A 25,537-nucleotide genomic window follows, 5' to 3' on the forward strand; every position below is an offset into this window, starting at 1 on the left:
AAAAAGACGCCTGTTGAGCTTGCTGCTGGTGCTGCTGTTTATGCTCCTCCTGTTATGGATATGGCACAGCAGCTGGCAACGCCTCGCCGAAGAACAAGAACTGCAGGCCCAGCAACAGCTGCTGATCTACCGCACCGCCCTGGAAGCGGAAATCGCCCGTTTTGAGAATATTCCCCGCGTCCTGCAGTCACACCCTGTGTTACTGGCCACCCTGGCCGAGCCAAAGGATCCCGACAGGGTCATGCAGGCCAACCTGCTGCTGGAACGGATCGGTCGGGAAACCGGTGCCGAAACCCTGTACCTGATGGATGCCCACGGTTTTACCCTGGCGTCAGGCAACTGGAATACCCCGACCTCCTTCATTGGCCAGAACTACCGCTACCGCCCCTACTTCAAGGATGCATTACAAGGCAGTTTTGGCGAATTTTATGGGGTGGGGGCCACCACCGGCGTGCCCGGTTATTTCTTCGGCCTGCCACTGGGAGCTGATAGCCGCCCCAGTGGTGTGCTGGCGGTCAAGATCAGCCTGCTGGCCCTCGAGCACAGCTGGCTGCCGAGCCGGGATCTGCTGATGGTGGTCGACCCGGACCAGATAGTGGCCCTGGCCTCGCGCCCGGAATTGAAGTTCAAGACCCTGATCCCCCTGGCGCCAGAGGCACGCCAGCGGCTGGCCGCCACCCGCCAATACGTGCCCATGCGACTGGAACCGCTGGAGCTCGGCATCAAGGGCCAGCAACGGCAGTGGCAGGGACAGGACTACCTGGTAAGTGAGTTGCCCTTGCCCCGGCTGGACTGGCGGTTGCAGCTGTGGTGGCCCAGCGCTCCCCTGTCCACCAATGCCAGCCTGATCACCGCCACCTCGGGGGTCAGCCTGGCAGCTCTGCTGTTGCTGCTGCTCTACTGGCGCCAGCGCCGACGCTATATCAGGGCACAATTAAAAGCCAAAGGCGAACTGGAGCACAAGGTAATGGAGCGCACCTCGGCCCTGGCCGCCAGCAACTATCAACTGGAACGGCAGGTACAGGAGCGCATCCAGGCAGAAGCCAGGCTCAGATCCATGCAACATGAACTGATCCAGAGCAACCGGCTGGCGGCCCTTGGCCAGATGGCGGCCAGCGTCGCCCATGAAGTCAACCAGCCGCTGACGGCATTAAAAAACCAGTCGGCCAATACCCTGATGCTGGCCCAGCGGGGCATGTACCCCCAGGTGGAGGAAAGTCTGCAGACCATGGGCCGACTGGTGGATCGCATGGCCAGGCTCACCTCCCAGCTAAAAATGTTTGCTGCCACCCGTCGCACCACCGCCGGCCGGGCCCGGTTGCAGGAAGCCCTGGACAACGTCTTGAGCTGGCTACAGCCCAAACTGGACGAGCAAGACATAACGCTGTGCCACCAGCTGGATCCGACCCTGTATCTGCCGATGGAATTGCACGCCCTGGAACAGGTGCTGGCCAACCTGCTTGTTAACAGCCTGGATGCCCTGGCCGACATGGCCGGGGGACACATAGGCCTGGAAGCCAGCCCGGTACGGCTGACATTATGGGACAATGGGCCTGGTATCGATACCGCCCTACTCGACAAGGTGACAGAGCCCTTCTATTCCACCAAGCAACTGGGACAAGGGCTTGGACTGGGCCTGGCCATAGTGCGGGATCTGGTGGAAGCCAGTGACGCACGGCTGGTCATTCGCCAACACCTCGGGGGTGGCGCCGAATTTATCATTGGATGGACAGATGGACAGGATAAAGATTGAAGTCTGGCTGGTGGAAGACGACGAAGACGTCCGCCAGACCCTGTTGCAGACCCTGCAACTGTCGGAAATCAAGGCACGCGGCTTCGCCCGGGCCGAGCAGGCGTTGCAGGCCCTGAGCCCGGCCGCGCCTGTGGTGTTGCTGAGCGATGTACGGCTGCCCGGCATGGACGGGCTTGTCCTGTTGCAAAGCGTCCAGCAGCAGGATCAGGAGCTGCCCGTGCTGCTGCTCACCGGCCACGGTGATATCCCCATGGCCGTCACCGCCATGCGCCTGGGTGCCCAGGATTTTTTCGAAAAACCCTATGAGCCGGAGCAACTGCTGCACAGCCTGCGCCGGGCTATGGACAAGCGCTCCCTGGTGCTGGAAAACCGGCAGTTAAAACAGCAGCTGGCCGAAAAAAACAGTACCGGGTTGCTGCTCGGCCATGACCCGCAAATCGAGCGGCTGCGCCGTCAGATAGACAACATCGCCGACACCAATGCCAGCGTGCTGATCCTGGGGGAAACCGGCACCGGCAAGGAAATGGTGGCCAGGAGCCTGCACCAGGACAGCGGCCGTAAAGGCCATTTCGTGGCGGTCAACTGTACCGCCCTGCCCGAATCGATCTTTGAAAGCGAGATGTTCGGCGCCGAAGCCGGCGCCTTTACCGGGGTGACCAAACGCCGGATCGGCAAGGTGGAACATGCCGACGGCGGCACCCTGTTTCTCGATGAAATCGAAGGCATGCCCCTCAACCTGCAGGCAAAGATGCTGCGGGTATTACAGGAGTCGGCGCTGGAACGGCTGGGGGGCAATAAGCTGATCCCGGTGGATGCCCGCCTGGTCGCCGCCACCAAGGTGGATTTAAAAGCCGCCAGCGACGCCGGCCTGTTCCGGGCCGACCTCTATTTCCGCCTGAATGTGGTCACCCTCACACTACCGCCGCTGCGCGATCGCCGTGCCGATATCCCCCTGCTGTTCCTACATTTTGTCGAACAGGCCAGGGGGCAATATAACCGGGATGTACCCCCTCCCAATGACAACCTGTTACAACGGCTTATCCAGCTGGACTGGCCGGGCAATGTCCGAGAATTACGCCATTATGCCGAACAGTATGTGCTGGGAGTGCTGGCCGAACCCGGCTCCGGCCAGAGCCTGCCCCTGCCCCAGCAACTGGCCCGGCTGGAACAACAGCTGATCAACAACGCCATGGTCCAAGCCGGGAGCAACGTGGCCCTGGCCGCCGAATATCTAGGGATCCCCAAGAAGACCCTATACGATAAGCTGGCCAAATATAAATAAAGAATTATATAAACATAAAAAAGGATTATTCAGATATAAATAAATAAAAAATGCGATATAAGCAAATTATTATATCGAAACCAGTCATATAAACGATTAATTATCTGGCAATATACCAATAAAACAGCCAACTGCTATGCTTGGAGAAACCATCAGCCCCTGCGACTGAAAAAGGCCAGGAAGGCCAATACACTTCGGGTGAGGCAATGTCATCGTTAAAAAAAATGCGCCGACTATCCTGTGATAGCTTTTCATTTGGAGCTATTGCATTGTTGCTGCTGACAGTGGCCCTGTTCAGTTGGTTTTCCAGTCAATATTGGCTCAACCAAAGGATCCATACCTTGTTGCAGGATCTGCAGCAACAAAGCCAGCTGGTGGCCATGGCCGTCTCCCGAGAGCTACGAAATCATACCCGCACGGTTGAAAGTATTGCGGCCGCACTGGCAAGTTTGTCCAGCACCCAGCAACTGCTGAAAAACCCAAAACCATCCCCCAGCTTTAACACTGAGCTGAAACAATACTCCCAGGCATTCGGGTTGGAAGATATCTGGCTGGTCGATACCAATGTCAAGGTCTTTGCCTACGACCAGCCCCCCTCGCCCTCTGCCATCCAGGCCTTATTACAGACTTTAGACGGGCTAACACAGGTTTTAAAGGGTTCCAGCCTACACCAGTTTGCCCTGGATCCCGACACCGGCAAGCCGGTCTTCTACTATGCCCTTCCGCTGAGACGACAAAAACGCATAGTCGCGGCGCTGATCATCAAAACCAGCCTAAATGATATGGCCAACCTGATGTTGCATATTAATACCCTAGTGACCAACAAAGACGGAGTTATCTTGCTGGCCGATAGGCCGGAATGGATGTCTCACCCCCTGTTCATGCACTCGGCACAGGCCCAGCTGGACGATCGGCAGGGTAAATTATTTCCCCTGCTGCAAGGCAGCAGCCCATTGTTACCTGATATACAGTTATTGGGCCCGCAACTGCTGCCCATAGTGCAGTACAGTAACGAACAGCCGGAAGCAGATTATCAGGTCCATGCCATCGCCGATGCACAGCCGGTGTACGCCCTGGCCACCAATAAAGCTCGGCTGTCCGGCCTGGTCGCTCTAGGAGTGACCGGCTCCTTATGGGGGATGATCCTGACGGCGTTGACTCTTAAGCGTAACAAGAGGTACCGCAAAATAATGAATCGCACCAACAATGAGCTGGTGCGCCTCAATCAGCAGTTGAAATCGCTGGCGACTACCGACTTTCTGACCCTCTGCCCCAACCGGCGAGCCGCCGAAAGCCGGTTACAGCAGGAGCTGGCCAACGCGCGCCGCTATGGCAGCCCACTCTGTATCCTGACTCCAGATCTGGATCATTTTAAACATATCAATGACCAATACGGCCATGATGTGGGCGATCAGGTATTACAGCATTTCGCTAAACATATTCGCGAGGCCATCCGGGATACGGATATGTTTGCCCGTACCGGTGGTGAAGAGTTTTTACTTATCCTGCCACAGACCACACTGCAGCAGGCATTGCCGCTCACCCAACGGTTGCTGGACAATATCTCGGCCACGCCACTGTATCTGGCCGATAAAACCGTCTCTATCAGCTTCAGCGGCGGTCTGATCCAGGCCCATGAAGACGAAACCATGAACGAGTTGCTGGCCAGGGCTGACCGGGCTCTGTACAGCGCCAAGGAAGCCGGGCGCTGTCGGATCCACACGGGATAATTCACAGCCCTAAGGCATTCAGTCCTGAACCAGGCTGTAGGTCATTTTGTTGAGGGTAGCGGTTACCGCCAGCTGACGATTTTCTTCATGGCTGATCTGCACCAGCAGATAGTCCAGCTCGGGCGCCACCCAGAATCGGGTCTTGCGCTTGCTGTCACCGCGGTCACGCTCGACGACTAGGGTATTGAAGGTACCGATACCGGTTTCAATGACCTCTTCCCCCACCACATTGAACTTAGTCCACTTGATTTCCTCATCGCGCACCACGGGGTAAGTCAGGCTTTTCTTGCCGGCGATCAGATCACAACGGGCCTCAAAGAAAAAGCTGACTGGGTCAAGGGCGCCCGCTTCGGTCGACAACAGCTTGTTGCCGTCTTTCCCTTGAGACAGCACCATATGGGTTTGCTTATCGAACACCAGCCGCTCTTCCCGGGTGACACCGACGGCTTTCGCCCTGTAGTTGAAGGTATCCGGCCGGGCATTACAATCCTGCCAGCTAAAACTGGCTTTCTGTTCTACATCCAGCAACCAGTGGGACAGGGAAAAATTCACATGGTATTGGTCTTTATTGCGCTCGATGACCAGGGTATTGATCCCTCTGGTCTGGTCGCCATTTAGATTCACCGAGAACTCGGCGTTCAGCCGGTTGATATCTGCGCCGTGAGCGGTGCCGGCAGCCAGCACCGCCAGGATAGCCAAACTTTTTTTCAACTTTTTTACCTCTTACCAGTGTGTACCGGGCAACAGCCGCTATCCCTGGCCGATAGCATAGCATTGGAAAACAGATCGACCCCGGATTGGACAGCAGGATTTATCAGATGTTCAGCGACGCCATCACTTTACCGGATGGCCGCTTTATGATCACGAAATGCGCCCGCTGTGGTTCTCTCCTTGGAGGTTAGGCCCTATCATAGCAAGATAACGGCAAGAGCCGAATCATTGCCCATCCTAGACAAACAGCACAAGGATCAGACACCCTCATGGAGAATGGCTACCGCATTATCATTGCCGATGACCATCCGCTGTTTCGCAATGCCCTGCACCAAGCCGTGCAGCTGGCCGTTGAGGGAGCCCAGCTGCATGAGGTTGACAGCATCGACAACCTGATGGCGTTGCTGATCAAGGTGACCGATGTCGACCTGCTGCTGCTGGATCTGAAAATGCCCGGCGCCAGTGGCTTCTCCGGCCTGGTACAGTTGCGCAATCAATATCCCGAGCTGCCGGTGGTGGTGGTCTCCGCCAGTGAAGAGCCGGCCGTGGTGCAACAGGCCATGCGCTTCGGTGCCCTGGGGTTTATTCCCAAATCGGCCCCCATGCCGACCCTGGTCGGCGCCCTCGACCGCATATTGGCCGGGGATCCCTGGTGGCCGGAGGGATTAAACCTGGGAGAGGATGCCGGAGACGATCTGGCAGCACGCTTGGCCAGCCTCACTCCCCAGCAATACAAGGTGCTGCTCATGCTCTCCGAGGGCAAACTCAACAAGCAAATCGCCTACGAGCTGGAGGTATCCGAAGCCACCATCAAAGCCCATGTCACCGCCATCTTCCGCAAATTGGGAGTCCAAAACCGTACCCAGGCGGTGATCGTCCTGTCACAACTGGATATACATCATCAGCCCTGACTGCCTGTCCCTAGATAATGCTGCAACAGGGCCCTGAGCTTGAGTGGCTTGACCGGCTTGCTGAGATAGCCTAAATCCAGCTGTTGCAGCTCGGGTTGACGGTCCGCACTGATGATCGCCGCCGGTATATCGCCCAGTTCCCGGCGCAACATATCCACCACCGCAACGCCGGTTTCCCCCTCATCGAGGTGGTAATCGGACAAAATAATGTGCGGTGTAAAACCCCGCCGGCAGCTCTCGCGGGCCTGTTCACCGTTGGCTGCCAGGGTGAGCTCGCACCCCCAGCGGCCCAGCAGGCTGGCCATGGCCGCCAGTATCTCCACCTCATTATCGATGCAGAGCACCTTTACCCCGGCCAGCTGCCCTGCCGGGGCCGGCTGTCGAATCTCTCCCGCCGTCTGCGCCGGGGCCTCGGTCCTCGGCAGGGTGACACCGAACACCGAACCCTTGCCCTCAACCGAACGAACATCCAGAGTATGGCCCAGGATGCCCGCCAGGCCCTTGGCGATGGCCAGGCCCAGCCCCAGCCCCTGCTGATGGTTTTTAGCACCATGTTCCAGACGCAGGAACTCATCGAAGATCACCCCCAGCTTGTCCGCCGCTATCCCGGGACCATTGTCCCAGACCTCGATGCGGATCTGTTCCCCCTGGCGGCGGGCACCCAGCAGGATGCGCCCTCCCGGGTTATAACGCAGCGCATTGGTCAGAAAATTCTGCAGGATACGGCGCAGCAACCGCGGGTCGCTGTACACATGCAACCGGCTGCGGACGGCTTCGAATCGGCCTCCGTCCTGTTCCGCCAGCACCCCGAACTCCGCCTGCAGGGTATCGAACAGCTCGCTGAGCACAAAGAGGGCCGGCCTAGCGGTAAGCTTGCCGGATTCCAGCCGGGACATGTCCAGCAGATCAGAGATCAACTCCTCCGCCGCCCCCAGGGAGCGGTCGATATGGCCGGCCAGCCGCCGGCTTTCTTCATCGCCCGAGGTTTCCAGCCAGGAAGAGGCAAACAGCTTGGCGGCATTGAGCGGCTGCATCAGATCATGGCTCACCGCCGCCAGGAAGCGGCTCTTGGAGGCATTGGCCCGTTCCGCCTGATAGGAGGCCGCCAGCAACTGCTGATTCACCGTCGACAGCTCATGGGTGCGCTCGGCCACCCTGGCTTCCAGTACCTCGTTGGCGTCTTTCAGCAGCTGTTCGGCCTGACGGAAGGTGGTGATATCGTTGAAAGTCATCACGAAGCCGCCACCGGGCATGGGGTTGCCCTGCATTTCGATCACCCGGCCATCGGGCCGGCTGCGGGAAGAGACATGGGCCGTGCCCGCGCGCATATGGGTGACCCGTTTATCCACATGCTGCTGTGTCGGCCCCGGGCCACAGAGGCCGCGTTCCGCATTGTAGCGAATAATATCGGCGATCGATCTGCCGGCCTTGATAAGCCCGGGAGGATAGCTGAACAGTTCTATATAGCGTTGATTCCAGGCCACCAGCCGCAAGTCCTTGTCGACCACGGAAATGCCCGGCCCGATATGCTCTATCGCGCCCTGCAACAGGCCACGGTTGAAGCGGAACACATCACCGGCCTCGTCGACGATCGCCACCAGCTCATCCAGCTCCATGGAGCGTCCCTGGAGGGCCGAGGCCAGCACCAGGCGGGCGGAGGAGGCCCCGAATACCCCGGCCAGCACCCGTTCCGCATGGCGGATCAGGCCGGGTGATGCCTGCATGCCGGCCTCCAGGCTGCCCTGCTCGGCGGCGTAACGGGAGAAGGCCCGCTTTACCCGCACCTCGCCCGCAAAGCGGGACGCCAGTTGCTCCAGCTCCCGAACCGTCACCTTGGCCCGATACAGCTCCCCCTCGTCCCGTGCCTGCCGGCCGGCAAAGGCCGCGGCCTGAAAGCGCTCGCCGACGGTGGTGAGCGACAGCCAGGAGCCCAGCAGATAGCCGGCCAGGTTGACCAGCAGGCTGAGCAGTATGCCCCAGGTCACATTGCTCATCTCGGCCAAGGCGCCCCATGGCGGCGGTGTCAGCATGCGCAACAGGAAGTTGCTGTCGGCATCACCGGCAAAAAGGCCGGTGCCCGCCATCAGGTTGAGCAACCACATCAGCATGCCCAGGCTCAGACCCCAATAGGCGCCGCGCCTGTTACCGCCGCGCCAGAGCAAGCCCAGCACCAGCGGTGGGGCGAACTGGGCGATGGCGGCAAAGCTCAGATAGCCGATGCGGGACAGGCTGTTGATCTCGCCCAGCCAGAGAAACACCAACCAGCCGGTCAGCATGATCACCACTATGGCGGTGCGTCGCACATTGAGCAGCAGCTCGGCGAAGTCCTTGAACTCGCCACCCCGCAGCTGGCGGCGGCGCAGGATCATCGGCAGCGCCAGGTCGTTGCTGACCATGATCGCCAGGGCTATGGTGGAGATAATCACCATGGCGGTGGCCGCCGAGGCGCCACCGATAAAGGCCAGCACCGCCAGCAGCTGACTGTCGAAGGCCAGCGGCAGGCTGATCACATAGGTATCGGGAGCCGTGTCGGCAGGCAGCCACTGCTGACCGGCCAGGGCCAGGGGCAGCACGAAAATCCCCATCAAGAACAGGTAGATGGGGAAGATCCGCCGGGCCCAGTGCAGATCGGCTGGATCATGATGCTCCACCACGGTCACATGGAACTGGCGGGGCAGACAGATGACGGCGCTCATGGATACCAGGGTATAGACCCCCATATCCAGCAGGTTGGCACCGCTGACGCCGGTCAGGCGGCCGATAAAGTCCTGGGCTATCATCACCCGCTGTTGGTTGGGGTAGGCCAGGATCAGCCAACTGGCAAAGACACCGACGGTGATAAAGGCAATCAGCTTGACCACCGACTCCACCCCGATCGCCACTATCACCCCCCGCTGGTGCTCGGTGGCATCGATATGACGGGTGCCGAACAGCAGGATAAACAGGGTCAGCAGCAGGGTCACCATAAAGGCGACCTGATCCGCATCGTGGCTGCCGCCGACGATGTCGGGTGCCACCATATTCAGCCCCAGCAAGATGGCCTTGAGCTGCAGGGCGATATAAGGCAGGACGCCGATCACCGCGATCAGGGTGATGTAGGCCGCCAGCCGCTGGGACTTGCCGTAGCGGGCGGCAATGAAATCGGCGATGGAGGTAATGTGCTCCCGCTTGGCCACGTCAATCAGCCGCGCCACGAAAGAGCCGAACAGGGTGAAGACCAGTATGGGGCCTAGATAGATGGCGAAATAGGGCCAGGGATCCGAACTGGCCTGGCCGACTGTGCCGAAAAAGCTCCAGGAGGTGCAGTAGATGGCCAGCGACAGGCTGTACAGCAGAGGCCGCAGGCGCCGGGATGAGGCGCCCAGCTTGACCCTGTCCCCCAACCAGGCACAGACGAACAACAGTGCCAGATAGGCCAGGGAAATATTGATCACGGTCCAGCCCTGCATCAGGCCTCCTGGGCCGCCGGCTTGGGCCTGGACCAGAGCAGCCAGAATACCGGCAACACCGCCAGCCCCATCAGCCAGAAGGTCTGGCCTGCCATCACCGGAAACAGCTGGCCACAGAGTACCAGCAGCAAGGCCAGCGACAGACCCTGGGGAATGGCCGCATAAAGCGCCTGGGTGCCGATAATCGCCCTGTCATCCAGCTCCCGGGTAATAAAGCGCACCGCCCCCAGATGACTCAGGCAGAAGGTGCCCGCGTGCAGGAGCTGAGCGACGATCAGCCAGCCCGGCTCGGTGGTGGCGCCCATGATTCCCCAGCGCACCAGTGCACAGAGGCCGCCGGCCAACATCAGCTGGCGGGCGGAAAATCCGGTCAGCCACTTTTTGTCCATCAGGAAGACACAGATCTCCGCCAATACCCCCAGCCCCCACAGATAGCCAATCACTGTGGCGCTGTAGCCCTGCTGCTGCCAGTAAAGGGCGCTGAATCCATAGTAAAAGGCGTGGCTGCCCTGCAGCAGCGAGGTGATCAGCAGGAATCGCGGCATGCCGGGACGCTTCAGAGTTTGCAGGATAGAATCACCACGTCGCCCCTGCTGGCTGTCCACCGGGGCGGGAGACATCGGCAACAGGCAGAGGCCGAAGAACAGCACCAACGCCAGCACCATGGTATGCAATACCCACTGGGGGCCATAGCTGCTGCTGAGCATGCCCACCAGCAGGTTGGCGCCGATAAAGGCCGCCGAGCCCCACAGCCGCGCCCTGCCGTAATCCAGCCGCACCTGGACTATCAGCCTGCTGGCGGTAGCCTCGCTGACCGGGATCAGGGCGGTATAGAACAGGTTGACCAGGACGATCAATACCAGCAGGCCCAGGCTGGATTGCCAGCCGTAGAAAGTGGCGAAAGACACCAGGCTGAGCAGCGCCAGCCAGCGCAGGGCCGGCAACAGCTGGGTCGCCTCCCGGATCCGACTCATGATGACCAGGTTGCCGGCGCAGCGCACGGCCATACCCAGCCCCAGCAAGAGGCCGATAAATCCCGCTTCGGCCCCGACACTGCTCAGCCAGAGTGACCAAAAAGGTAAAAAGATGCCGTAGCTGAAGTAATAAGTGGCAAAAAACAGGGAAAGCCAGAAAGCCGGGGCCATGGGCGCTCGCTACGCTAAGTGATAATTAACCGCTATGATAATGATTTTGGCAGCAAATTGCCTGCCTGTTAGACAAGGATTGCCGCTCTAGGCAGCCCCGGTATCTGTCTGCTGGCAGGCTGGTGCAGCGGTAAATTATCTTCATCCGGGGGAACTGACTATGATGTTGTGCGGACACAGGGGGGTGGCCAGCCTGGCCCCGGAAAATACCCTGGCGGGGATGCGAAAGGTCCGGGAGCTGGGCCTGGACTGGGTAGAAATCGACGTTCAGCTCACCCGGGACGGCACGCCCGTGGTGATCCACGACCAAACCGTCAATCGCTGCACCAACGGCCGGGGCAAGGTCGGCGACCATGAACTGGAACGGCTGCAGCAACTGGATGCCGGCAGCTGGTTCGACAAGGCATTCAAGGGCGAGTCCATTCCCACGCTCGGGCAGTTGCTGCTGCTGTGCCGGGAGCTGGCCATTAACGTGAATATCGAGCTCAAAACTTACCACGAAGACGAAGCCGACCTCCTCTGTCACCGGGTAAGCCAGGTGATAGACGCAGGGCCGTTCTCCACAGACAGCCTGTTGTTTTCCAGCTTCAACCCCGCCTGCCTGATGTTGATGAAGCAACTGCAACCGGACCTCCGCCGCGGCCTGCTGGTGGAGCGCATTCCCGGCAACTGGCCGCAATTAATGGCCGAGCCGGGCTGCTACAGCCTGCATTGCAACTTTCGTTATCTCACCCGCGCCCAGGCCCGGGCCGTCAAACAGGCCGGCTACCCACTTTATTGCTATACCCCCAACAAGCCGGACAAGGTCAAGCATTTTGCCGACTGGGGCGTGGATATGCTGATCACCGACCGGCCGCAGGATTACCTGGCCGCCGGCTGGCCGCCCGGATCCCCGGCGTAAACCGGGGCAAAGACCCGGGCCCCGGACGCTTTTTTAGGTTTTGGCCGCTTTTCTGGTATCATGGCGGCTGTTTGCTATCCAGCATTACCTCTCAGCCGTCCAGCCTGGACCTAATTTGTTCGGAGTCTCATGTCTTTTGCTGCCCTCGGTCTGAACGACCAGCTCGTTCAAGCCATCAATGAATGTGGTTATACAGAGCCCACCCCCATCCAGTCCCAAGCCATTCCGTTGGTATTGAAAGGCGGAGATCTGCTGGCCGGTGCCCAGACCGGCACCGGCAAGACCGCCGGCTTTGGCCTGCCCATGCTGCAACGTCTGAGCGAAACTAAGGCCCAGCCGCTGGCCAATGGCCGGGCCCCGGTACGCGCCCTGGTGCTGACCCCCACCCGCGAGCTGGCAGCCCAGGTAGAGGAAAACCTGAGAGCCTACGCCAAGCATACCAACCTGAACACCCTGGTGATGTTCGGTGGCGTCAGCATCAACCCGCAGATGAAGGCCCTCGGCCGCAAAATAGACGTGGTGGTCGCCACCCCCGGCCGGTTGCTGGATCATGTGTCCCAGCGTTCCATCGACCTGTCCCGCATCGAAATGCTGGTACTGGATGAGGCGGATCGGATGCTGGACATGGGCTTTATCCGCGATATTCGCCGGATCCTGGCGCTGATGCCGAAAAAACGCCAGAACCTGCTGTTTTCCGCCACTTTCTCCAACGAGATCAAGCAGCTGGCCGAGGATTTGCTGCACGAGCCGGAACATATCGAAGTGGCCTCCCGCAACGCCACCGCCGACACCATAGATCAAGCCTTTTACGGAGTGGACAAGAACCGCAAGCGGGCGCTGATAAGCTACCTGATCGGCCATCATAACTGGCGCCAGGTGCTGGTGTTCACCCGTACCAAACACGGTGCCAACCGGCTGGCGATGCAGCTCGACAAGGACGGCCTGCCGGCCATGGCGATTCACGGCGACAAGAGCCAGGGCGCGCGTACCCGGGCCCTGAGCCAGTTCAAGGATGGTCAGCTGCGGGTATTGGTGGCCACCGATATCGCCGCCCGCGGCATCGACATCAGCGAGCTGCCCCATGTGATCAACTTCGAGCTGCCCCATGTGGCGGAAGACTACGTACACCGTATCGGCCGCACCGGTCGCGCCGGCAGCCAGGGTCATGCCATCTCCCTGGTGTGCCACGAAGAAAAGCTCCAGCTGAAAGCCATCGAACGGTTGACCAAGAACAGCTTCGAGCTGCAGATACTACCCGGCTTCGAGCCCGGCCCGGAAGAAGCCCAGCCGGCCACCAAGCCGCCGGCCAATAACCGTGGCCGAGGTAACGGTGGTGGACGCGGTAACGGTGGCCGAGGTCAAAACCAGCGTGGTGCCAATAACAAAGCACCGCGCAGCAACAAGCCCAACCAGCCCCAGCGCCATGGCCGCCACGACGGTTAAATGACACAGCTCCGGCCTTCAGCCGGAGCTGTTATTTTAGCTACACAGCCCGTCGCCGGTTCAAGACGTGCACCAGCAAGCCGACCACCAGCCCCCAGAAGGCACTGCCAACCCCCATTAGCGTGACTCCCGACGCCGTGATCATAAAGGTCAGCAGCGCCGCGTCCCGGTCGCCTTCGTCTTTCAGGGCCACGCCCAGGCTGTTGCCTATGGTGCCCAGTAGCGCCAGGCCGGCGATCGCCATGACCAATTCCGTCGGCAACGCGGCAAACAAGCCCACCACGGTAGCGCCGAACACCCCCATCAGCAGATAAAAAATACCGCCCCAGACGGTGGCCCGGTAGCGCTTCAACGGATCCGGATCGGCCTCCCTGCCCATGCACACCGCCGCACTGATCGCCGCCAGATTAAAGGCAAAGCCCCCAAAGGGCGCCAACAGTATCCCGGTCAGCCCGGTCCAGCCGATCAGGGGCGAGGCCGGGGTCTGATAGCCATGGGCCCGGAGTACGGCGATGCCGGGTACGTTCTGGGAGGCCATGGTCACCACGAACAGGGGAATGCCCACGCCGACCAGGGTAGCGATGGAAAAACTCGGCAACACAGGCACCGGCCTGGCCAGCTGCCATTGAAAGTCCCCGAAATGCAGCAAGCCCTGGGCCCCTGACAGGCCCAGTCCCACCAGCAGGGCGAGCGGGATCACGTAGCGGGGCCAGCGATGGCGCACCAGCAGGTAGCTGGCCAGCATGGCGACCACCAGCAGCGGCTCGGTCGTGGCGGAGACAAACAGATCCAGGCCGAAGCGCAGCAGCACACCGCCCAGCATACCGGCCGCCAAGGCGCCCGGCACATGCCGCATGATCGTTTCAAACCAGCCGGTCACCCCGCAGAGCAGGATAAGCGCGGAGCAAAACATAAAGGCGCCGATGGCCTCGCTCATGGGAATGCCGGCCAGTCCGGTCACCAGCAGGGCCGCCCCCGGCGTCGACCAAGCGGTCAGCACTGGGCTGCGGTAGCGCAGCGATAAGCCGATGCAGGTGGCCCCCATGCCGACGCCTAACGCCCACAGCCAGGAGCCGATCTCCGCCTGGGTCGCCCCCGCCGCAGCCGCCGCCTGGAAGATAATGGCTGCCGAGCTGCTGTAGCCCACCAGCACGGCGACAAAGCCGGCGGACATATGTGAAAGGCCGAAGACAGCACGCATATCAGGCTTCCTTAGTCAAAACGAAATGTGCGCTATAACGCACGGTGGCGCCATGCTAGCAAATGTATGCTATAACGCACAACCGACAAGAGCGGACAAGACAGAGATCGGAGAGCCCATGAACGAGCTGAATCAATATCTGGCCGAGACCCTGAAGAGCCTGCGCAAGCAGCAGGGCTGGAGCCTGGACCAATGTGCCCGGGAAACCGGCGTCAGCAAGGCCATGCTGGGCCAGATAGAACGCGGCGAGTCGAGTCCGACGGTGGCGACCTTGTGGAAGATTGCCGGCGGTTTTCATACCTCGCTGTCCACCTTCCTCGAACCGGTACCGGCCGAGGGCACGGTTTATCGGGTGGCCGACCTGTTGCGCCGGCAGCCGGCCAACGACGGTATGCTGGTAGCGCCGCTGTTTCCCTATGAGCCCCGCTTTGGCTTTGAAATGTTCGAGCTGACCCTGCTGCCCGGTTATGAACGTATATCAGAACCGCACGAGACCGGCGTTACCGAACATGTGATAGTACAAGGCGGCACCATGGAACTGCTGCTGGAGGGGAAGTGGACCCCCCTGTCCCCGGGGGCGGCGATGCGTTTCGATGCCAACCGGGAACATGGCTACCGAAATCCGGGGACGAAATCCGTGGTGTTCTATAACCTGATCCACTATCCGGCCTAGGGGCTAGTCATTCGAGACGACCTCTGCTGAGGCTTATGAAGATGCGGCCTTAGCTTCCTGCAACAACTCTGCGCATAAGCGCACAAAATCCGAGGAGGCGACGATCCCCTTCAATTGACGATCCGCATCCACCACCGTCAGGCAGCCATGCTTGTTTTGCAGGAAAAAGGACACCACCTCGGTGAGCGGGGCGTCCACATCCACGCTGTTGTAATCGGTATCCATGATCTCCACCACCTTGCATTCCCGCTCGCGCCGCTCCAGGGCGCTGACCCCGTAGTCCGCCAGCAGCGACATTATGATGGAGACCATGCGTTTCTGGGTGAGTATTCCCAGCAGCTTGCCGGTGAGGGGATCCACCACGGGAATGTGGCGTATACTTTTTTCCCGCATCAGATCATGGGCGTCTTTTAAGGTGGCGCTCTGATCCAGGGTCAATATCTGGCGAGTCATCAGATCGCCCACCGAGGTCATTGCCATGAGCCTACTCCTTTATCGAAAGACGAGAGGGAAAGAAGGGACCAGCTCCTTTAACTATATCCAGTTTTGTCACTGAGCCACCCTGTTGCAAATCAAAATCCATCATCGAGCCGGATCCTACCCACAACAAAAACTAAATACGACTATTTCTCATTACCATTTCAATAGACATCCGTTAAAGAATCCGTATGCTAGGCACTTATTGCAAACCACTGTCGCCATTGAGAGATCGGGAGTTAACGTGAACCTTCGTCGCTATGCCTTGTTCGCCCTGGGGTCCCTGGCCTTGCATGGCCTCCTGGTCCAGGCGATGACGCGGCAGGTACAGACCATTGCCTTGCCCGCAAGCGACGCGCCCGGCCCGATCAGCGTGCAGATGCTGCCCGCGGTGGCAAAAGCTGAACCCGTCCCCGAGCCGAAACCTGAGCCCAAGCCGGAACCCAAACCCGTGCCCAAGCCGGAACCCAGGCCGGAGCCCAAGCCCGTGCCCAAGCCGGAACCCAGGCCGGAGCCCAAGCCCGTGCCCACGCCGGAACCCAAGCCCGAGCCCATACAACAAGCGGTGGCACCGGCCCCCCAGCCGACTCCCACCACTGAATCCCGGCCCGAGCCCCAGCCGGCGGCCCAGGCCAGTGCCCCCAAGCAAATTCAGACACCCAGCTTCAAGACCCGACCGGCTCCCATCCCCTACCCTACCCAGGCCCGTCGCCGGGGCTTGGAAGGCACCGTGGTGGTAGAAGTCTGGCTGGATGAGCAAGGCAGGCAAATCAAGCGCCTGCTGGCACAATCCTCGGGCGTAAAACTACTCGATAAGGCGGCCCTGAAAGCCATCGTCAACTGGCGTTTTTCTCCTTATGTGGAAAATGGCCGGGCCCTGGCCCACCGAGTTCATATTCCCGTTCGTTTCAAATTGGATTAAATCATGGAACTGTTATCTCAACTGCAACAACAACTGGGCCCGATGAGCTGGCCGCTACTCCTCTGCTCCCTGGTCACCGTCACGCTCTGGCTGGAACGCACCCTTGCCCTGATCTGGTCAAGCCTGAGCGGAGAGCAGGAGAAACGCCGGCTGCGTCAGGAAAATAGCGGCTATCTGGCGCTGGAGGGGCAGGCGCACGGCTCCCTGATCCTGCAGGGATGCGCCCTGCTGGTCCGGCACCGGGATTGCGATAAATCCACCCGGGAAGACTTGGCATCGGTCTGGTTACAACACCAGCGGCGCAGATTGCACGCGGGCCTGCGGGTACTGACCCTGGTCGGGGTGATCAGTCCCTTGTTGGGACTGTTGGGCACGGTACTGGGGCTGATTGAGATGTTTCAAAGCATCAGCCGGAGCCAGGAGCCGGTCACCCCGGCACTGCTCGCCGACGGCCTGGGCCTGGCCATGAGTACCACCGCCGCCGGCCTGCTGATCGCCCTGCCCGCCATCGCCGGCGCCCAGCTGTTCGGGCTATGGGCCGACCGCCTGCTCGACAAGCTCACCCATGAGCTGAACCGGTGCAATCTGTCCCTGGAAGGCGTTCAGCTGGGAGGAAAGGCATGATAGGTCGTCCCGAAGCGGCCCAATCCGGCTGGCGGGCGCTGACTCCGGACATCACCCCCCTGCTCGATATTATCTTTATCGTGCTGGTGTTCCTGATGCTGACCGCCAATATCCCGCTGCAGTCGCTGGAAGTGGAACTGCCCAACACCGACAGCGAGGCCTTGAGCAGTGTGCAAAACGACAAGTTGATGACCATCAACCTGTTGGCGGGTGAGCCGGCCTGGGCCCTGCAGGGCCAGGAATATGGGGACTGGAACAGCTTCAAGGCGGTGCTGACCGACAACCTGGAGGCCCTGAAACAGGCCGAGCTGGTACTGGCATCGGATAAAGAAGTGACCGTCGACAGCATGCTCAGGCTGCTGGCCTTCTTGCAGGAGCATGAAATCCAGGCGACCCAGATCTTGATGGAGGAAGGACACTAGCCCCTATACCTCGAAGAAACGGTACAGGCTGTCGATCCGGGTCGGGCAATCCGCCACCAGGTGCACCTTTTCTTCCGCCGCCTTGGGGCTTTCATAGCTGACCCGACAGCCCAGGGTGTCGGTCAGCTCATAGAGGTTGCCATCGGCATCGTAGAAAGTCACCAGCCAGCCCATGCTCAAGGTGTCGTGACACACCCGGGCCTGGTGCAGTTTCCCCTGCTGATACAACTCGCGCAGTTCGGCCAGTGTCATGACCTTCCCCTCTCTGCCCATCCGATCCAAGTATAGCTCCGGGCGCTCGGCGGCTCCGGCCATGCCGCTATAACGGCCCGGCTTGTGATTCAAGAACTGCTCCTTGGGGTGTCCCGTTACTGTGCATTCATTACGCTGAAGCTCTGCTTAGCGGCACCTGGGCGCTGCCGAGCCTGATCTACTATTCGGAACAGTTATTTAAACGGCGGGAAAAGCATAATAAAAAGCCGACAAAGGCGGTGCAGCCCCTGTCGGCTTTATTTATTGCCACCAATCGTTGTTGATGGTCTCCCCTAGATTTTAGAAATTAAATAACCTATCAGAAATGCCACTCGGCATTAATGAAGGGGGCCCTGGTATCGACGCCGGGCTTGCCATGGTTCCCGTATTTATTGTGCCAATACTCGTAGCCGACCCCGGCCCACAGGGTGTTTTTCTTATTCATCATTAGCTGCCCAACGTCCAGCATCAGTGACGTCCTGAGCAAATGTTCCGGCTTGGTTTCATTATTGAAATAGTCGGTACCCTTCTTGCCGTTGTAGTTGGTGAAGCCCTGAAACTTCATCGGCAGGCCGGCGGTTTCGAAGGGCAATCCCCAGGCCAGGTTGATCTGGTAATAGGGATCGAAGTCGATATCGTTATGGGTACAGAAAGCCAGGCCGCAATGATTGCTTTCATTGGCGTAATAGAGACTCAGATCAAGAAACCCGGGAACATCAAATTTAAGGGTGGGGCCTACCGCCAGGAACCGTTTGCGCGGCGCAAACGCCGAATTCTTGGTATTGAGATCGAAGCCAGCGGTGAGCGCCACCTCCTTGATCGGACCAAAGCCGAGATCCTTGGCAAATACCTTGCCCAGATGCAGTTGATGACGGTAGACCAGGTAAAACTCGGTGGCGCCGTCGCTGCTACCGTTGGCCGGATCCTCACTGCCCGACTTCAGCACATCGAGGTTGAAATAGTTCTGCCCCAGGGAATAACCGCTGGCATGGGAAAGCTGCACTATATTCTTGCCGATATCCTGCGCGTTGCCGGGCTCACTAAACTCTGAACCATAGCGGTAACCGATAAAGGTATCGGACCAGGTTGCCGCCTCAAGCGGGGTACACAATACCGTGGCGACCACGATGGCAGAATTTAATTTATTCAACTTCATTTCATTTACTCCATTAAATTCCAACCTGAACGGTTGGAACACTCCTTGAACACAAAAAACACAAGTTCGCTCGCGGGCAGCCCATGACCGACGCGATAATTTTCACACTCTATTAATCTGTGCCATTAAAGATTCAGTTATTTTCTTTTATGTTTCAGCCAGCCATGCCTGGTCAAAAATGCGCAACGAAACGGCACTCACCATGGGTGTTGCACTGATGACGTTAATTGGCGGAATAGCATGAATCATCCATGTTCGCCGGCGGCGTCGCTGCCACCGGTCGTTGACTTGGTGAGGCCCCATCCATGGGGCTCCTTCGTGCTATAGCAATGGCTGTCAATACAGCTTCTTCTGGGGAGGACCGGCGAACTTCAGCGGCCCCAGGCCGTTCATATCGACCTCGATCAGCGAGGGTCCCTGCAACGCCATGGCCTCGGCAATGGCCGTTTCGAACTCGCCCAGGCTGGCTATCCGCCAGCTGGTCATGCCCATCGCCTCGCCCACCGCCTTGAAGTCGGGGGCGTGCAGCTGGTTGAAATACTGACGACCCTCGAAATACTGGTTCTGGATACCGCGCATCACGCCGTAACCGCCGTCGTTCATCACCAGCAGCACCATATTGGTATTTTCCTGCACCATGGTCGCCAGCTCGCCGATGCCCAGCGCCAGACCGCCGTCGCCGACCAGGCCGACCACTTTCTTTCCCGGGTTGGCGATGGCCGAGCCGATGGCCATGGCCAGCCCCATGCCGATGGCGCCGGCCAGGGAATGGATGTTGGTGTTGGGCGCCTGGATGGGGAACAACCGGCTGCCCCAGGTGCTGCCGGACATGGTGATGTCGCGCACCAGTATGCCGTCGTCCGGCAGGGCGGCACGCAGTTGGCCACAGAGCTGCGCATAGGTGCCCAGCTGATTGGTCAGCGCGCTGACCGCGGCCGACTTGGCTTCGGCAATTTCCCGATCAAATTCCACATTGTGCTTGTCGCAGCCCTGCAGGGCGTCCGCCAGGTAGGCCAGCACCGCCTTGGCGTCACCGCAGAGGAAATGATCCACCAGGTAGTTGCGCTGCTGGGCTACCGGGTTGGCATCCACCTGATACAACGGCTTGGGCAGCACCACGGAATAGGTACGGGTTTCGTTGCTGCGCAGCCGCGAGCCCACCACCAGCCCCAGGTCACAACTGGCCATCAGGGTCTCGACGGCGGGCGAGTTATGGAAGGCGCCCAGGCTGCGCGGATGCGCATCCGGCAATATGCCTCGGCCATGGGTGGAGGAGATCACCGCCACCCCCAGGTCCGCCAGGGCCTTGACCTCCTGGGTGCAGTCGAGGGCACCGCCGCCGATCCACAGCAGCGGCCGCTTGGCCGCCCGCAGGGCATCGGCCAGGGCGCTGAGCTGTTGCTCATCCGCCTGGGGTTGCTGCAGGGCTTTGACCGGACCCAGCTCGGCGGGCAGCGCAATGTCGGCGGCCTGCACATCGATCGGCAGCTCTATGCTGACCGGGCCCATGGGCACTGTGGTGGCGACACGGATGGCTTCGCGCAGCACGCCGACCGCATGATCCGGGCTGGAGATGCGGAAGGCGGCCTTGCTGCTTGCCTTGAGGAAAGTCAGCTGGTCCCGGGTCTCATGGATAAAGCTGGCATCCCGGTCCAGGTATTCGCGCTCGACCTGACCGGTCAGGTGCAGCAAGGGGCTGCCGGCGTTGAGGGCTTCCAGCAGGGCGCCCACCGCATTACCGGCACCGGCCCCCGTGCTGGTGATCGCCACCCCCAGGCCCTTGAAGCGGGCGTGGGCGTCGCCCATGGTCACGGCACCGGCTTCGCCCCGGGCGGCGACGAAATGGATTTTTTCGCGGCGGCCGATGGCATCGGCGATGGGCAGGTTATGGATGGAAATCACCCCGTAGACGCTGTCCACATCATGGGCTTCCAGTACTCGGGCGATGGCTTCGCCAACATTCACTCGTTCGGTCATTATCATCTTCCTTTAATTCAGTACATAACTGCTCAGCAGCACCAGGGATTGGGCGTATCGCTCAAACCCACATAAATGCTTTTCTGCTGCATATAAGCCAGCACGCCCTCGCGCCCTTTTTCCCGGCCGAGGCCACTTTCCTTGTAGCCACCGAAGGGGGCGGATACGGAAAACTTCTTGTAGGTATTGATCCAGACGGTGCCACACTCGAGCCGGCGTGCCAGACGCCAGGCCCTGCGGAAATCCTCGCTCCAGATACCCGCGGCCAGGCCGAAGATGCTGTCGTTGGCCTGGCCGAGCAGATCCGCCTCGTCTTCGAAGCGGATCACCACCAGCACGGGGCCGAAGATCTCTTCCTGGCATACCCGGGCGCCGTTGTTCAGGCCGGTGATGATGGTGGGCGGATAGAAGCTGCCGTTGGCCAACGTCCCTTCGCTCAACCGCTCGCCGCCGCACAGCACTTCACCGCCCTCTTCCCGGGCCAGCGCCACATAGTCGGCCACCGACTGCAGGTGCGCCTCGCTGATAAGCGGCCCCATGTGGGTTCCATCCTGTTCCGGATGGCCGACCCGCAGCTCCCTGGTCAGAGTCAGCAGCCGCTCCATAAAGCGCTCATAAACGGCGCCGTGCACGAACAGCCGAGAGCCGGCGATGCAGGCCTGACCGGCGGAGCTGAAGATACCGTAGACCACCCCCTTGGCCGCCAGCTCGATGTCGGCATCTTCCAGCACTATGGTCGGCGACTTGCCGCCCAGCTCCAGGGAGGTGGGGATCAGCTTGTCGGCGGCGATATGGGCCAGGCTGCGGCCGGTATTGGTACCGCCGGTAAAGGAAATCTTGCGCACCAGGGGATGGCGCACCAAGGCGTCCCCCACCACGGAACCACGTCCGGGCAGTATGCTCAGCAGGCCCTTGGGCAGGCCCGCCTCCTCGAACAGCCTGGCCAGCTCCAGCGCCGCCAGCGGCGTGGCGTCGGCGGGCTTGAGCAGCACCGCATTGCCGCCGGCCAGGGCCGGGGCAATTTTCTGCATCTCGCTGGCGATGGGCGAGTTCCAGGGGGTGATGGCCGCCACCACGCCGATGGGCTCGTGCACGCTCAGGGTCATAAAGTCGGCGGCCCGCTGGGAGGTGAGCTGCTCGTCCAGGGTTTCGCAGGCGGCGGCGAAGTAACGGGCGGTGCCCGCCGCACTGGCCACCAGGCCGCGGGTTTCCGCCAAGGGCTTGCCGTTGTCCCGGGTCTGCAGGGCCGCCAGCTGCTCCAGCCGCGCTTCAATCAGATCGGCCACCTTGTAGAGGATGGCGGCCCGCTGGTGGGGCAGCGCCTGCCGCCAGGAAGGGGCACGCCAGGCGCGCTCGGCCGCCTGGACCGCCTCTTCCACGTCTTCCCGGCTGGCGGTACTCAGCTCGGCATTGACGCTGCCGTCCGCCGGAAAACGGCTGACGCTGATCGGACCCCGCCCCTGGCGCCACTCGCCACCGATAAAAATAGGTCTAACCATGACTCAACTCCTTAAATAAGCACGGTGTCGGTGCAGTGCCGACAGGCCCGGACCACGCTCAGCGCCGCCAGGGTGGAGGTTTTCGGGTTGCTGGCCAGCGGTTGGCCGCTCAGCTCAATGCTCAGCTCCCCGAACCGTCCCTGGGCCAGGATGCTGTGTTTGTTCGTGCTGCTGGCGGGATCCACCGTCAGCTCGACCCGGGTGTTATCCATGCCCAGCCCCGCCAGGGCGACGGTCGCCGCCACATTGGCATTGGCCGGGAAACGCAGCGCCGCCTCCCGGGCCGTGCCGCGGAAAAACACCGTCGGCTCGGTGACCGTGTCCAGGTCTATCAGCGCTTCGGCCGGGCTGCCGCGCCAGCTTTGCGGGCTCTTGCGACCGCTGTAGAGCACCGACTCCAGGCCGCCCTCCCGGGCCGCGGCCAGGCCGTCGACCCCGGCGATGGCGCCGGCCAGGGCCAGGATGCGCCCGCCCCCCTGTTGTGCCGCGGCCCGCAGGCTCAGCATCAGCTCATCGTCGGCCAGCGCGCCGACCGAGATCAGTCCCAGCGTCCAACCCCGGGCCAGTACCTTGGCGCCATGCTCGCGCACCGCCCCCTGGCCGGCGCATTCCACCACCAGATCCGGTGCCTGGTCGCACTCGTCGATATCACTCAGTACCCGGACCGAGGGACCGAGCTCGGCCTGCACCTCATCGACCCGGGCGGGGGACACCAGCAGCCATTTCAGCGCCAGTTCGGCCGGCAGCAGAGAGGCCACCTCCCGCCCCATGGCGCCGAACCCGATCATCATCAGTTGTTTCACGGCGCCCTCCTACAGGTGCTTGTTAAAACCGCCGGACACATCCAGGGTGGCGCCCGAGGTATAGGACGCCAGCGGCGAGGCCAGGAACACCAGGGCCCGGGCCGGCTCTTGCGGCTTGCCCAGGCGGCCCATGGGAATGCCCCGGCGCGCGGCGATGGCAGCGGTCCACTGCTCCCAGTTGGTCTCCCGATCGCTGCGCTCGGCGAAACGCCGGCGCCACTGGTCCGACTCCACCATGCCCAGCAGGATGGAATTGACCCTTATGCCCTTGGCCGCAAACTCGTGGGCCAGGGAGTGGGTCAGGTTGAGCAGCGCCGCCCGCGCCGCCGAGGTGGCGATCATGTGCGGCTCCGGCTGCAGCGCCAGCAGTGAGTTCACATTGGTGATCGACGGGCAGTCCGACAGTTCCAGCAATGGCAGGAACGCCTTGACCGGGTAGATCACGCTGAAGGTCTTGAGCCGGGTCTCGTTGAGCCAGTCTTCATCCGCGGTGTCGGCAAAGCCGGATACCCGGCCCTGGCCGGCGTTGTTGATCAGCAGATCGGCGCCGCCGAAGCGGGCCCCGACCTGGCCGGCGAATGCCTCGACCTGGCTCTTGACGAGCACATCGCAGGCAAAGGTCAGGTAGTCGGCACCGGGAAAGGCCGCGGCCATCTCCTGCTCCGAGGCCGCCAGGCGCTCGGGATTGCGGCCGCACCAGGCGACCCTGGCGCCTTCGGCCAGCAGCAGGCGCACCGTCTCCAGGCCGATACCGGAGGAGCCACCGGTGACCACGGCCACCTTACCTTCTAGATTAAAACTCATTGTTCACCTCGTTAACGGATGACAGCAGCGCCTGCTCGATCCGGATCAGGGCCTGGTTAAAACGCTCGGGTTGGTCGATATAACTGGCATGCCCCGCCCCCGCCAATGGCTCGGCAGTGGCACGCCCATGGCGCGCAATCAGCAGCTCCACCCCGGTGGGCGCGGTGATCACGTCTTCTTCACCGTAGATAACCCCGAGCCGATGCCCATAGCCGGTCAGGTAGTTCCAGATATCGTCGTAGGCCAGCAGATAGGAAGCGGCGAGGAAACCGTCAAAATGCAGGCCCATCATACCGTGCGCCACTAGCTCCATCTGGGTCTCTCCGGCATGCTGAGACAGCAATACCGGTCCCCGCGCCGCCGCCAGGCCCCGATGGCCGAGCTTGCGCAGCATCTCGGGCCGCTGTCGGTACACCCTGAGCTGGGTGTCGGCGTCCGCATGGCCATAGCCCTGGGCCGGGTTGGCCAGCACCAGGCCACGGATCCGTCCGGGATAACGGTCGGCGTAGGCCGCCGCTATCATGGCCCCCAGCGAATGGCCGAGCAGCAGCGGCCGCTCCAGCCCCAAGCCCTCGATCAGCCCGTGCAACATCTCGGCATAATCCAGGGCGGAAGGCTCGTCGTTCGCCAACCCCTCGCTCTGGCCATAACCGGGGGCGTCCCAGGCCACCAGGGTATAATCGGCCGCCAGCCGCTCCAGCTGATTGACCCAAGAGCCGGAACCGGAGCTGATGCCATGCAGCAGGACGATGGCCGGACCCTGGCCGGCAAGCCGGTAGGCCAGTCTCCGCCCGTTTACCAGCCGGGTCTGCGGCGGGAAACGAAACAACTTGTCAGTCAAACTGGAGCCGTTCATGGTTAGCCCCGCTTGATCTTGGACAGGGGGTGATCTTCCGGATAGGTCGGAATGGTCGGCTTGTTCGCGCCCAGCATGACGCACATCAGCGCGTCTTCCTGACCCGGGTTGAACAGGCCCCGGTAGATCCCGGGAGGAATGGAAATCAGATCCCGCTCGTTCAGCCGGGTTTCGAATTTCTCCCCTTCGTGCTCGACGAACAGGTCGATGCAGCCGCGCAGCATAAAGAACACTTCTTCCACGTCGTGATGCACATGCAGCGGGCCTTCGCATTGGGCCGGCAGCACCATGGTGGAAAAGGTGAAGTGCTCGGACGGCACGGTATTGCTGTCACTCTTGACGCCGGCCGCCCCCGTGCCCATGTAACGCATCTGGGCACGGCGATATTTTGGATCGAAGTCGGCCTGGAACTTCAGTGCCTCGAAGTCGTAACGGCGGGTGGCGAAGCGGGCGATGCGGCTATCCAGCCATTCACCCAGTGATTGCTCCTGCGGTTTATTCCAGGTTTCGAATTGTGCGTTCATCGTCTTTCCTCACTTAGTGGGT

The 25,537-nt window shown here is 61.0% G+C and carries 23 protein-coding genes; 10 read left to right on the plus strand and 13 right to left on the minus strand.

Annotation, left to right across the window (positions count from 1 at the left end; all coding sequences use genetic code 11):
• Window positions 1-13: 13 nt before the first annotated feature.
• The 3 genes from ABD806_RS09115 (at window position 14) to ABD806_RS09125 (ending at window position 4,765) form a co-directional block, all read left to right on the plus strand.
• Window positions 14-1,753: a sensor histidine kinase gene (locus ABD806_RS09115; protein WP_344957105.1), complete on the plus strand. Its 1,740-nt coding sequence runs from the start codon at window positions 14-16 to the stop codon at window positions 1,751-1,753.
• On the plus strand, window positions 1,734-3,035 hold the full coding sequence (locus ABD806_RS09120; protein ID WP_344957107.1) for a sigma-54-dependent transcriptional regulator: 1,302 nt from the start codon (window positions 1,734-1,736) through the stop codon (window positions 3,033-3,035). The genes ABD806_RS09115 and ABD806_RS09120 overlap by 20 nt, the downstream gene beginning before the upstream one ends.
• 269 nt (window positions 3,036-3,304) lie before the next feature.
• Window positions 3,305-4,765, plus strand: coding sequence for a sensor domain-containing diguanylate cyclase (locus tag ABD806_RS09125; RefSeq protein WP_344957110.1), 1,461 nt, complete (start codon window positions 3,305-3,307; stop codon window positions 4,763-4,765).
• 18 nt (window positions 4,766-4,783) lie between these two features.
• Here the strand turns inward: ABD806_RS09125 and ABD806_RS09130 are convergent, their stop codons facing one another.
• Complete coding sequence (locus ABD806_RS09130) at window positions 4,784-5,476, minus strand: DUF3108 domain-containing protein (protein ID WP_344957112.1); 693 nt, start codon at window positions 5,474-5,476, stop codon at window positions 4,784-4,786.
• A gap of 269 nt (window positions 5,477-5,745) precedes the next feature.
• On the opposite strand from ABD806_RS09130, the gene ABD806_RS09135 reads away from it, so the two are divergent.
• On the plus strand, window positions 5,746-6,387 hold the full coding sequence (locus tag ABD806_RS09135) for a response regulator transcription factor (protein ID WP_344957114.1): 642 nt from the start codon (window positions 5,746-5,748) through the stop codon (window positions 6,385-6,387).
• On the opposite strand, the gene ABD806_RS09140 is transcribed toward ABD806_RS09135, so the two are convergent.
• Complete coding sequence (locus ABD806_RS09140; protein ID WP_425583092.1) at window positions 6,378-9,836, minus strand: hybrid sensor histidine kinase/response regulator; 3,459 nt, start codon at window positions 9,834-9,836, stop codon at window positions 6,378-6,380. The two genes, ABD806_RS09135 and ABD806_RS09140, sit on opposite strands and share 10 nt — an antisense overlap.
• Window positions 9,836-10,981, minus strand: a complete 1,146-nt coding sequence (locus ABD806_RS09145; protein ID WP_344957116.1) for a 3-phenylpropionate MFS transporter — start codon at window positions 10,979-10,981, stop codon at window positions 9,836-9,838. Before ABD806_RS09145 ends, ABD806_RS09140 begins: the two co-directional genes overlap by 1 nt.
• Before the next feature lie 160 nt (window positions 10,982-11,141).
• On the opposite strand from ABD806_RS09145, the gene ABD806_RS09150 reads away from it, so the two are divergent.
• Both ABD806_RS09150 and ABD806_RS09155 read left to right on the plus strand, forming a co-directional pair.
• On the plus strand, window positions 11,142-11,882 hold the full coding sequence (locus ABD806_RS09150) for a glycerophosphoryl diester phosphodiesterase (RefSeq protein WP_344957118.1): 741 nt from the start codon (window positions 11,142-11,144) through the stop codon (window positions 11,880-11,882).
• A 129-nt stretch (window positions 11,883-12,011) separates the two neighbouring features.
• Window positions 12,012-13,325, plus strand: coding sequence for a DEAD/DEAH box helicase (locus tag ABD806_RS09155; protein WP_344957120.1), 1,314 nt, complete (start codon window positions 12,012-12,014; stop codon window positions 13,323-13,325).
• Between the two features lie 40 nt (window positions 13,326-13,365).
• On the opposite strand, the gene ABD806_RS09160 is transcribed toward ABD806_RS09155, so the two are convergent.
• Window positions 13,366-14,526 carry a benzoate/H(+) symporter BenE family transporter gene (locus ABD806_RS09160; protein WP_344957122.1) on the minus strand — a complete coding sequence of 387 codons (1,161 nt, stop codon included), beginning with the start codon at window positions 14,524-14,526 and terminating at the stop codon, window positions 13,366-13,368.
• Between the two features lie 118 nt (window positions 14,527-14,644).
• Here ABD806_RS09160 and ABD806_RS09165 point away from each other — a divergent pair, with 118 nt between their 5' ends.
• Window positions 14,645-15,199 carry a helix-turn-helix domain-containing protein gene (locus ABD806_RS09165; RefSeq protein WP_344957124.1) on the plus strand — a complete coding sequence of 185 codons (555 nt, stop codon included), beginning with the start codon at window positions 14,645-14,647 and terminating at the stop codon, window positions 15,197-15,199.
• A 33-nt stretch (window positions 15,200-15,232) separates the two neighbouring features.
• On the opposite strand, the gene ABD806_RS09170 is transcribed toward ABD806_RS09165, so the two are convergent.
• A complete protein-coding gene (locus ABD806_RS09170) occupies window positions 15,233-15,679 on the minus strand; it encodes a CBS domain-containing protein (RefSeq protein WP_344957126.1) in 447 nt (148 codons plus the stop codon).
• A 241-nt stretch (window positions 15,680-15,920) separates the two neighbouring features.
• On the opposite strand from ABD806_RS09170, the gene ABD806_RS09175 reads away from it, so the two are divergent.
• Genes ABD806_RS09175 through ABD806_RS09185 form a run of 3 tightly spaced genes read left to right on the plus strand, consistent with a single transcriptional unit; the run spans window position 15,921 to window position 17,644 of the window.
• The gene (locus ABD806_RS09175; RefSeq protein WP_344957128.1) at window positions 15,921-16,598 is read left to right on the plus strand and encodes a TonB family protein; all 678 of its coding nucleotides are present in this window, start codon (window positions 15,921-15,923) and stop codon (window positions 16,596-16,598) included.
• A gap of 3 nt (window positions 16,599-16,601) precedes the next feature.
• A complete protein-coding gene (locus ABD806_RS09180) occupies window positions 16,602-17,222 on the plus strand; it encodes a MotA/TolQ/ExbB proton channel family protein (protein WP_344957130.1) in 621 nt (206 codons plus the stop codon).
• The gene (locus tag ABD806_RS09185) at window positions 17,219-17,644 is read left to right on the plus strand and encodes an ExbD/TolR family protein (protein ID WP_344957132.1); all 426 of its coding nucleotides are present in this window, start codon (window positions 17,219-17,221) and stop codon (window positions 17,642-17,644) included. The genes ABD806_RS09180 and ABD806_RS09185 overlap by 4 nt, the downstream gene beginning before the upstream one ends.
• 3 nt (window positions 17,645-17,647) lie before the next feature.
• Here the strand turns inward: ABD806_RS09185 and ABD806_RS09190 are convergent, their stop codons facing one another.
• The 8 genes from ABD806_RS09190 to ABD806_RS09225 all read right to left on the minus strand — a co-directional run bounded on the left by ABD806_RS09190 (window position 17,648) and on the right by ABD806_RS09225 (window position 25,515).
• Window positions 17,648-17,989, minus strand: a complete 342-nt coding sequence (locus ABD806_RS09190) for a hypothetical protein (protein WP_344957134.1) — start codon at window positions 17,987-17,989, stop codon at window positions 17,648-17,650.
• 226 nt (window positions 17,990-18,215) lie between these two features.
• Window positions 18,216-19,052 carry a hypothetical protein gene (locus ABD806_RS09195; protein WP_344957136.1) on the minus strand — a complete coding sequence of 279 codons (837 nt, stop codon included), beginning with the start codon at window positions 19,050-19,052 and terminating at the stop codon, window positions 18,216-18,218.
• A gap of 336 nt (window positions 19,053-19,388) precedes the next feature.
• Window positions 19,389-21,029 carry a thiamine pyrophosphate-binding protein gene (locus ABD806_RS09200; RefSeq protein ID WP_344957138.1) on the minus strand — a complete coding sequence of 547 codons (1,641 nt, stop codon included), beginning with the start codon at window positions 21,027-21,029 and terminating at the stop codon, window positions 19,389-19,391.
• A 32-nt stretch (window positions 21,030-21,061) separates the two neighbouring features.
• The gene (locus ABD806_RS09205) at window positions 21,062-22,528 is read right to left on the minus strand and encodes an aldehyde dehydrogenase (protein WP_344957140.1); all 1,467 of its coding nucleotides are present in this window, start codon (window positions 22,526-22,528) and stop codon (window positions 21,062-21,064) included.
• An 11-nt stretch (window positions 22,529-22,539) separates the two neighbouring features.
• On the minus strand, window positions 22,540-23,331 hold the full coding sequence (locus ABD806_RS09210) for an aspartate dehydrogenase (protein WP_344957142.1): 792 nt from the start codon (window positions 23,329-23,331) through the stop codon (window positions 22,540-22,542).
• Between the two features lie 9 nt (window positions 23,332-23,340).
• On the minus strand, window positions 23,341-24,135 hold the full coding sequence (locus ABD806_RS09215; RefSeq protein WP_344957144.1) for an SDR family oxidoreductase: 795 nt from the start codon (window positions 24,133-24,135) through the stop codon (window positions 23,341-23,343).
• Window positions 24,125-24,991 (minus strand): alpha/beta fold hydrolase, encoded by an 867-nt coding sequence (locus tag ABD806_RS09220; protein WP_344957146.1) that lies wholly within the window; start codon window positions 24,989-24,991, stop codon window positions 24,125-24,127. The genes ABD806_RS09215 and ABD806_RS09220 overlap by 11 nt, the downstream gene beginning before the upstream one ends.
• Window positions 24,992-24,993: 2 nt before the next feature.
• The gene (locus ABD806_RS09225) at window positions 24,994-25,515 is read right to left on the minus strand and encodes a cupin domain-containing protein (RefSeq protein ID WP_344957148.1); all 522 of its coding nucleotides are present in this window, start codon (window positions 25,513-25,515) and stop codon (window positions 24,994-24,996) included.
• Window positions 25,516-25,537 lie beyond the last annotated feature (22 nt).

It is taken from the genome of Zobellella aerophila, assembly GCF_039539325.1.
Classification (GTDB): Bacteria; Pseudomonadota; Gammaproteobacteria; order Enterobacterales; family Aeromonadaceae; genus Oceanimonas; species Oceanimonas aerophila.

Bases quoted from the DNA above. Each gene is read 5' to 3' on its own strand.
- ABD806_RS09120 (WP_344957107.1), top strand. From the start codon at position 1,734: ATGGACAGGATAAAGATTGAAGTCTGGCTGGTGGAAGACGACGAAGAC.
- ABD806_RS09135 (WP_344957114.1), top strand. From the start codon at position 5,746: ATGGAGAATGGCTACCGCATTATCATTGCCGATGACCATCCGCTGTTT.
- ABD806_RS09140 (WP_425583092.1), bottom strand. From the start codon at position 9,836: ATGCAGGGCTGGACCGTGATCAATATTTCCCTGGCCTATCTGGCACTG.
- ABD806_RS09145 (WP_344957116.1), bottom strand. From the start codon at position 10,981: ATGGCCCCGGCTTTCTGGCTTTCCCTGTTTTTTGCCACTTATTACTTC.
- ABD806_RS09150 (WP_344957118.1), top strand. From the start codon at position 11,142: ATGATGTTGTGCGGACACAGGGGGGTGGCCAGCCTGGCCCCGGAAAAT.
- ABD806_RS09155 (WP_344957120.1), top strand. From the start codon at position 12,012: ATGTCTTTTGCTGCCCTCGGTCTGAACGACCAGCTCGTTCAAGCCATC.
- ABD806_RS09160 (WP_344957122.1), bottom strand. From the start codon at position 14,526: ATGCGTGCTGTCTTCGGCCTTTCACATATGTCCGCCGGCTTTGTCGCC.
- ABD806_RS09165 (WP_344957124.1), top strand. From the start codon at position 14,645: ATGAACGAGCTGAATCAATATCTGGCCGAGACCCTGAAGAGCCTGCGC.
- ABD806_RS09170 (WP_344957126.1), bottom strand. From the start codon at position 15,679: ATGGCAATGACCTCGGTGGGCGATCTGATGACTCGCCAGATATTGACC.
- ABD806_RS09180 (WP_344957130.1), top strand. From the start codon at position 16,602: ATGGAACTGTTATCTCAACTGCAACAACAACTGGGCCCGATGAGCTGG.
- ABD806_RS09185 (WP_344957132.1), top strand. From the start codon at position 17,219: ATGATAGGTCGTCCCGAAGCGGCCCAATCCGGCTGGCGGGCGCTGACT.
- ABD806_RS09195 (WP_344957136.1), bottom strand. From the start codon at position 19,052: ATGAAGTTGAATAAATTAAATTCTGCCATCGTGGTCGCCACGGTATTG.
- ABD806_RS09200 (WP_344957138.1), bottom strand. From the start codon at position 21,029: ATGACCGAACGAGTGAATGTTGGCGAAGCCATCGCCCGAGTACTGGAA.
- ABD806_RS09205 (WP_344957140.1), bottom strand. From the start codon at position 22,528: ATGGTTAGACCTATTTTTATCGGTGGCGAGTGGCGCCAGGGGCGGGGT.
- ABD806_RS09215 (WP_344957144.1), bottom strand. From the start codon at position 24,135: ATGAGTTTTAATCTAGAAGGTAAGGTGGCCGTGGTCACCGGTGGCTCC.
- ABD806_RS09220 (WP_344957146.1), bottom strand. From the start codon at position 24,991: ATGAACGGCTCCAGTTTGACTGACAAGTTGTTTCGTTTCCCGCCGCAG.
- ABD806_RS09225 (WP_344957148.1), bottom strand. From the start codon at position 25,515: ATGAACGCACAATTCGAAACCTGGAATAAACCGCAGGAGCAATCACTG.